This is a genomic window from Aeromonas cavernicola (assembly GCF_002795305.1).
Taxonomy (GTDB): domain Bacteria; phylum Pseudomonadota; class Gammaproteobacteria; order Enterobacterales; family Aeromonadaceae; genus Aeromonas; species Aeromonas cavernicola.
Genome location: NZ_PGGC01000191.1, coordinates 1 through 7,579, shown reverse-complemented (window position 1 = coordinate 7,579; position 7,579 = coordinate 1). Strand labels below are relative to the sequence as shown.

Annotated in this window: 7 protein-coding genes and 1 riboswitch; of the genes, 4 read left to right on the top strand and 3 right to left on the bottom strand. The window is 58.1% G+C overall.

What is annotated here, in order from left to right; all coding sequences use genetic code 11:
- Positions 1 to 75: 75 nt before the first annotated feature.
- The 3 genes from CUC53_RS17010 to glnK form a co-directional block, all read right to left on the bottom strand.
- Positions 76 to 1,701: an ABC transporter permease gene (locus CUC53_RS17010; RefSeq protein ID WP_100295225.1), complete on the bottom strand. Its 1,626-nt coding sequence runs from the start codon at positions 1,699 to 1,701 to the stop codon at positions 76 to 78.
- 39 nt (positions 1,702 to 1,740) lie between these two features.
- Complete coding sequence (locus CUC53_RS17005) at positions 1,741 to 2,748, bottom strand: Fe(3+) ABC transporter substrate-binding protein (RefSeq protein ID WP_100295224.1); 1,008 nt, start codon at positions 2,746 to 2,748, stop codon at positions 1,741 to 1,743.
- A gap of 265 nt (positions 2,749 to 3,013) precedes the next feature.
- Positions 3,014 to 3,352 carry a P-II family nitrogen regulator gene (glnK, locus tag CUC53_RS17000; protein WP_100295223.1) on the bottom strand — a complete coding sequence of 113 codons (339 nt, stop codon included), beginning with the start codon at positions 3,350 to 3,352 and terminating at the stop codon, positions 3,014 to 3,016.
- 201 nt (positions 3,353 to 3,553) lie between these two features.
- Between glnK and arfB the strand changes: the two genes are divergently transcribed.
- From arfB to CUC53_RS16980, 4 genes are all read left to right on the top strand, one after another.
- Positions 3,554 to 3,973 carry an alternative ribosome rescue aminoacyl-tRNA hydrolase ArfB gene (gene arfB, locus CUC53_RS16995; protein WP_100295222.1) on the top strand — a complete coding sequence of 140 codons (420 nt, stop codon included), beginning with the start codon at positions 3,554 to 3,556 and terminating at the stop codon, positions 3,971 to 3,973.
- A gap of 404 nt (positions 3,974 to 4,377) precedes the next feature.
- Complete coding sequence (locus CUC53_RS16990; protein ID WP_236757959.1) at positions 4,378 to 4,872, top strand: hypothetical protein; 495 nt, start codon at positions 4,378 to 4,380, stop codon at positions 4,870 to 4,872.
- A 76-nt stretch (positions 4,873 to 4,948) separates the two neighbouring features.
- Positions 4,949 to 5,061: riboswitch (TPP riboswitch) on the top strand.
- Between the two features lie 279 nt (positions 5,062 to 5,340).
- Positions 5,341 to 7,347 (top strand): phosphomethylpyrimidine synthase ThiC, encoded by a 2,007-nt coding sequence (gene thiC / locus CUC53_RS16985; RefSeq protein ID WP_100295221.1) that lies wholly within the window; start codon positions 5,341 to 5,343, stop codon positions 7,345 to 7,347.
- Positions 7,344 to 7,579, top strand: a 236-nt coding sequence (locus CUC53_RS16980) for a bifunctional hydroxymethylpyrimidine kinase/phosphomethylpyrimidine kinase (protein ID WP_201796788.1), incomplete at its 3' end; no start/stop codon positions are given. The genes thiC and CUC53_RS16980, both read left to right, overlap by 4 nt.

The following is a 7,579-nucleotide window of genomic DNA, read 5'->3' as shown; positions in this document are numbered from 1 at the left end:
CAATGAATCACGCCCGTCAGGGAGGCCTGACGGGCGTGATTCATTCATCGCGACAGCGTGAGTGGTACGCGGCGCTTATGTTCCCATTCGGTCCATGCTGCGATTCACCCACACCAGCGGCAGCAGACCCACTAAGACGATAACGATGGCCCCCAGTGCCCCCCGCTCTAGCATCTCATCTGACACAAACTGATAAACGTGAGTCGCCAGCGTGTCGAAATTAAATGGCCGCAGCAGCAGCGCGGCGGGCAGCTCTTTCATGGATTCGATAAAGACCAGCATGGCGCCAGCGAACAAGCCACGGCGCACCAGCGGCAGGTGAACCCGACGCAACATACCGCTATCCCCCTGCCCCAGCGAGCGGGCGGCCATGTCGAGGCTGGGGGAGACCTTGGCCAAGCTGCTCTCCACCGAGCCAATTGCGATGGCGACAAAGCGCACCAGATAGCCGAACACGATGGCGGTGAGGGTGCCGGTTAGCAGCAGGCCCGGCCCTTGTTGACCAAGCCAATCGGCCAGATCATTGATGGCAAAATCGAGGGCGGTTAAGGGCACCAGCACGCCAATGGCCAGCACCGTGCCCGGCATGGCATAACCCATCGCCGCGAGGCGCAGCGGCAATAGGCTTTTCATGCCGCCATGCAGACGGCGGAAGAAACCAAGCTGCAGGGCAATGGCCATGGCCAGTAACGCGGTCAACGCCGAGATCGCCAAGCTGTTGCCAGCAAAACGGACAAACTCGGGCGTCCACGACAATTCGAAATAGCGCACGCCGTAATCGAGCAAGATCGCGAACGGCAGGCCAAAACCAGCTAGCACTAAGCCCCAACACCAGAGCCCTGCCAGCACGCGGCGCCAGCCCTTGAGGGGATAACGCAGTGGCTGCTCGTAGCCCATCGACTTCTGGAACACCTGCTGGCGCCGACGAGAACGGCGCTCCAAGGCAATCAGCAACACCACCGCCAGCAACATCAGGCAGGAGAGTTTGGCTGCGGTGGCTAAGCTGCCATAGCCCAGCCAGGTATCGTACACCGCCGTGGTGAGGGTGTTGATGGCAAAGAAGTGGACGGTGGCAAAGTCGGCGAGGGTTTCCATCGCCACCAAGGATACCGCCACCATGATCGCTGGGCGGGCCAAGGGAAGGCTGAGGCGGCGAAAGCTCTGCCAAGGGCTGCAGCCGAGTAAACGGCTGGAGTGGATCAGGCTGACGGACTGCTCTAAGAACGCAGCACGGGTGAGCAGATAGACGTAAGGGAACAGCACCAGCGCCAGCACCCAAGCGGCCCCGCCGAGTGAGCGAATGGCGGGGAACCAGTAATCCGCCGGGGTTTGCCAAGTAAACAGCGCCCGTAATCCCGCCTGTAACGGACCGGAATAGTCGAGCAAATCGGTATAGACGTAGGCGACGATGTAAGAGGGCATCGCCATGGGCAACATCAGTGCCCACTGGAGCGCTCGCTGGCCGGGCACCTGACACATGGCCACCAGCCACGCGGTGGGCACGCCAAACAGCAGGCTGAGCGCCACCACGCCGACCACCAGCCCAAGGGTATTGCCGAGATAATCGCTCAGCACTGTATTAGCAAGGTGCGCGAACAGGTCACTGTCAGCCGAGAAGGCGGAAAAAATCAGTGCCAGTACCGGTAACCCCAGCAGCAGGGCGGTGCTCCAACTGCTGGCAATCCATCCAAAATGTTTCATGAGACCACAGAAGTTGATGGGGCCCTTGGCCCCATCTGATTACAAGTCGAATTTCACTTCATCCAGCAGTTGCAAGGCATCCTTGCGGTGCTTGGCATAATCGCTGACCGGCAGGGCGTCAGGCTTGAAACTACCCCACGATTTGACCATGGCGGAGGGCTCAACCCCAGCCTTGACCGGGTATTCGGCGTTCGCGTCGGCATACAGATGCTGGGCGGTATCGCTAGCCAGAAACTCCATCAGTTTCTGCGCTTCGGCTTTGTTCTTGGCATACTTGGTCATCGCCACGCCGCTCACGTTGACATGCGCTCCGCGATCCCCTTGGTTCGGGAAGTTGATGTCGACTGCCTCGGCCCACGCTTTTTGCGCAGGATCTTTGAGCATGGCGCCCAAGTAGTAGCTGTTACCCAACGAAATATCACAAATGCCATCTTTGATCGCTTTGACCTGATCGCGGTCGTTACCCTGTGGCTTACGGGCCAAGTTGGCTTTCAAGCCTTCCAACCACTGCTTGGTATCAGCCATGCCGTGGTAGGCGATCATCGAAGAAACCAGCGCCACATTGTACTCATGCTTGCCACTGCGAGTACAAATTTTCCCTTTAAATTCAGGTTTAACCAGATCTTCGTAGCGAATGTTGTCGAGCTTACCAAGGCGCTCTTTGCTCGAATAGATGGCGCGCACCCGAGTGGTCAGGGCGAACCATTGATTCGCTGGGTCACGATAAACAGCGGGGATGTTCTCTTGCAGGATCTTGCTGTCTACAGGCTGCACCAGCCCTTTGTCCACCAAATCGGTCAGACGACTGATGTCGACGGTCAGCATCAGGTCTGCGGGTGACAATTTACCTTCCCGCTCTAACCGCTCGTTGAGCCCCTCTTTGGCGAACACCACATTCACCTTGATGCCAGACTCCTGTTCAAACTGCTGGATGATGGGCTTGATCAGCTCATCCTGACGGTTGGAGTAAACATTGACCTCCCCTGCTGCTAGGGCTGACTGAGCGACGAATGCAGAGCAAGCCAGTACCAACATCTTGATTTTCATCATCCATTCCTTGAGTTGTCATTTGTGAGTGATAACAATTGCCGTTTGCATTCTGCATACAACGCAAGGGGGGATCAAGAAAGTGAATCGTTGCGACATCACATATTTGCGCCTTACTAAATAAAGGGGCCGGATGGAATCCCATTCGGCCCCTTTCTTCGTGACGCCATCTGTGACCAACGGTCACGGCATGATGATGACAATGGGGCAGGGACTACCCAGTTATCCCCTCGCTAGTAACCAGATCGTGCAGCGCTATCTGCTATCACAGCGCTTCTTCGTCACTTTCACCGGTACGAATACGCACCGCTTGCAGCAGTTCATAGACAAAAATTTTGCCGTCACCAATTTTACCGGTGTAAGCCGCCTTGCAAATCGCTTCGATCACCTGCTCGACGTTGTCGTCGGTGGTGGCGATCTCCAGCTTAACCTTCGGCAGGAAATCGACCTGATACTCGGCCCCGCGATATAACTCGGTGTGTCCCTTCTGGCGCCCAAACCCTTTCACTTCAGACACCGTCAAGCCTTCTACCCCTAAGCTGGCGATGGCTTCACGCACATCATCTAACTTGAATGGCTTGATAATTGCCGCAATTAGCTTCATCTGTTTACCCCTTGTCCATGGTCTGTCTGCAAGGGTTCATCAATTCTTATGCCAAGTATTTTTATTGTTTTATTTCATATAGATAGAATCTAATGCAGACTTGCTTACCTCAGCCAGCCCCGATATCTGCTTCACCCGCCCTATGATGAGGCAACAGACCATGGCGTTGGCTGACCATGCACCAAACAAGAGCACGACAGCATGTTAGTTATCTCAAACAGCGTGATCATTCCTTGGCACGAGCTGCAATTTCAAACCATGCGTGCCCAAGGTAATGGGGGCCAGCATGTTAATAAGACCGACTCTGCCGTCTGGTTACGTTTCGAGTATCGCGCCTCCCCGAGCTTGCCTGACCTCTATAAAGAGGGGCTCGATAAGCTGAGCGATAGCCGAGTCCATGATGGCTTTATCATGATCCGCGTTGAAAGCCATCGCAGTCAGGATATGAATCGCAAAGAGGCGATGAGCCGGTTAGTTGAGCTGTTGAAGAAGGCGGCGTGGCGGCCAAAGGCGCGTCATGCAACCAAACCGACCCGCAGTTCACAACGTAAGCGGGTCGATGAGAAAAAGCGCAAAGGGGATATCAAAACCGCGCGCGGCAAACCCAAGTTAGACGGATAACGGCCAGCCCAGCGCTTGTCCAATAGGGTCTCAAAGAATGGGGTCTCGAAGAGATGAACAGAAAATGAAGAATTGCCTCAGCACAACTTCAGATAGCCGGATCGATAATCGCCCCATACTTGAACGAGATTGCTGATTTCCACTTCAAGTAGCACCCATGTGACGCTTCCAACTGTCTTTTTCAATGCGCCTCTTCTGAGGCGCTTTTTTTATCCCGTCAACCACCACGCTCCGCTCGCAAACCCCATTACGATGCAGTGACACCCGCCATAACCGGCAGCGTGCTGGCCGATGCTCTGCCACCATCATTGGGTCAAGAAGGGAGTCAAAAAAGACTCCATTTGATCTGGCAGGTTTTGCTATCCCTGCCCATGCTTGAAGCCAATTTTTCGTATGGGTCTTTAATGATGATCTCCTCCTCGGCTATCTCCGGTCTCCTGTTTACCTTGTTCTCGTCCGCGGTGCTGGCCGAACCGGCGGCGCTCTGGCTGGTGACGCTTGAACACAACGATGGTCTGCGTTTGCAGTTTCAGGGGGCCGAGTTGGAATTGGGCAACGCCACCTTCAGGGGCATTCGGGGCGCTGCAGATCTCAAACCCGGGATGCCGCTCGCCATTCTCAGTCGCCATGGGGTGGCAGAACAGATCAGCCTCGATAACGAGGCCGCCTCAACCGCCAGCCACTGGCAACGCGCAGAAGCGCCGCTGGTCGCGGTCAAGGGCCAGACCCTGCATCTAAACAGGCTGGGGACCATCGGGTTTGATGCGGCTACGCGCTGGCTAAATGGCGGGCTGGGTGATCTGCAAGCGGGGCGTCAACTGGTGTTGACCCGCGATCAAACAGGGCGGTTGACCGAGATTTTGGTGGTCAATCCAGAAGATGACCTTGCTTCCCCATAAACAGGTTGATAGAGCAAGATGCTGATTTATCAGGCTGTTAATGACTTGTAGTTTTAAATGACTCACTTATACTGGCGCCATCTTGTCGGAGTGCTGACCGTCGAACGACGCGAAGCTGAGACCGTTAATTCGGGATCCGTGGAACCTGATCAGGTTAACACCTGCGAAGGGAACAAGGGTAACTTGCGGGTTACCGCGCCGGAGGAGGAACAAGCCTCTTCCGCTCATCGAAGGGATCACCCTTGATGGGTCAGGGCGCCCAGGAGGGAGTCTGTCCCGTCCGGTTGTCCAGCACGTGGGGCGCCTTGCCCACAGCGTGCAGACAGCAGATGTGGCAGTACAGCAGAGCGGAGATCCATCCCGCACGCACTCCCTCCTGAGATAAACACCCCGCCGCAAGTTCATCTTCTCCTCGAACTCCAGACAAGCAAACACCCATAACTTCAACCAGTTAATGTGAGTTTTGCTATGTCTACTTCTGTATCTGATACCACCAAATCCAGCCGCCGCGAGCAGCGCTCCAGCGCTCAGGCCTTTATCGACAGCCTCAAGGGGATGGCTCACCCCAACTCCCGCCGCATCTTTATCGAAGGCTCCCGCGCCGATATCCGGGTGCCGCTGCGGGAGATCCAGCTGGCCGACACCTTCGTCGGCGGTACCAAAGAAGACCCCCAGTTCGAGCCCAACGAGCCGGTGCCGGTCTACGACACCTCGGGCCGTTACGGGGAGGAGGGGGCTGCCATCGACGTGCGCCGTGGCCTGCCGCGCCTGCGGGAAAACTGGGTGCTGGAGCGGGATGATACCGATGCCCTGTCGGGGCTCAGCTCCAGCTTCACTCAGGAGCGGCTGGCTGACGAGGGGTTGGATCACCTGCGCTTCGAGCATCTGCCAAAGCCGCGCCGTGCCAAGCCGGGCCGCCGGGTCACCCAGCTCCACTACGCCCGCACCGGCATCGTCACCCCCGAGATGGAATTTATCGCCATTCGCGAGAACATGGGGCGCGAGCGGGTGCGATCCGAACTGCTGCGCACCCAACATCCGGGCCGCGATTTCGGTGCCCGCCTGCCCCAGAACATCACCCCCGAATTTGTGCGCGATGAGGTGGCCGCCGGTCGCGCCATCATCCCCAGCAACATCAATCACCCGGAAGCGGAGCCGATGATCATCGGCCGCAATTTTCTGGTGAAGATCAACGCCAACATCGGCAACTCGGCGGTCACCTCCAGCATCGAAGAGGAGGTGGAGAAGCTGGTCTGGTCGACCCGCTGGGGCGCCGACACCGTGATGGATCTCTCCACCGGCCGCTACATCCACGAGACCCGCGAGTGGATCCTGCGCAACAGCCCGGTGCCCATCGGTACCGTGCCCATCTATCAGGCGCTGGAGAAGACCAACGGCATCGCCGAAGACCTCACTTGGGAGCTGTTCCGTGACACCCTGCTGGAACAGGCCGAGCAGGGGGTGGACTACTTCACCATCCATGCCGGCGTCTTGCTGCGCTTCGTGCCGATGACTGCCAAGCGCCTCACCGGCATCGTTTCGCGCGGTGGCAGCATCATGGCCAAGTGGTGCCTCTCTCACCACAAGGAGAACTTCCTCTACCAGCACTTCCGCGAAATCTGCGAGATCTGCGCCGCCTATGACGTGGCCCTGTCGCTGGGCGACGGTCTGCGTCCGGGCTCCGTCTATGACGCCAATGACGAGGCCCAGTTCGCCGAGCTGCGCACTCTTGGCGAGCTGACCAAAATTGCTTGGGAGTACGACGTGCAGGTGATGATCGAGGGGCCGGGTCACGTGCCGATGCACATGATCGAGCGCAATATGACCGAGCAGCTGGAGCACTGCCACGAGGCGCCGTTCTATACGCTGGGCCCGCTCACCACCGACATCGCCCCGGGTTACGATCACTTCACCTCCGGCATCGGTGCGGCGCTGATCGGCTGGTACGGCTGCGCCATGCTCTGCTACGTCACCCCCAAGGAGCATCTGGGCCTACCCAACAAGGAGGATGTGAAGCAGGGGCTGATTACCTACAAGATTGCCGCCCACGCTGCTGACCTTGCCAAGGGGCATCCGGGGGCCCAGATCCGTGACAACGCCATGTCCAAGGCGCGTTTCGAGTTCCGCTGGGAGGATCAGTTCAATCTGGCGCTGGATCCCGACACTGCCCGCGCCTATCACGACGAGACCCTGCCGCAGGAGTCCGGCAAGGTGGCCCATTTCTGCTCCATGTGCGGGCCCAAGTTCTGCTCCATGAAGATCACTCAGGACGTGCGTGCCTACACCGCCGAACTGAATGCCGCCAAGCTTGAGGCGGTGGAGATCAAGCTGGTCGGCATGGATGGCCAGCAGGAGCAGGTGGTGGCTCAGGTGGAGAGCGGCATGGCCCGTATGGCTGAAACCTTCAAGGAGACCGGTGGCGAGATCTACCATCAGGCGGCGGCGCTGAAACAGGCCGCAGGGGAGGAGGCGTGAGCAGCGCAAGCGGGGCTGTCAGCCCCGCCGACCTGTCGCCCGTGACGGACTCTCGCCCAGTTGTCTGGACCATCGCCGGTTCCGACTCCGGCGGCGGCGCCGGTATTCAGGCCGACTTACACACATTGCACGACCTTGGCGTGCACGGTTGTTCGGTCATCTCCGCCATCACCGCCCAGAACTCGGTGGCGGTGAAGATGGTCGACCCGGTACTGATGCAGACCTTTACCGC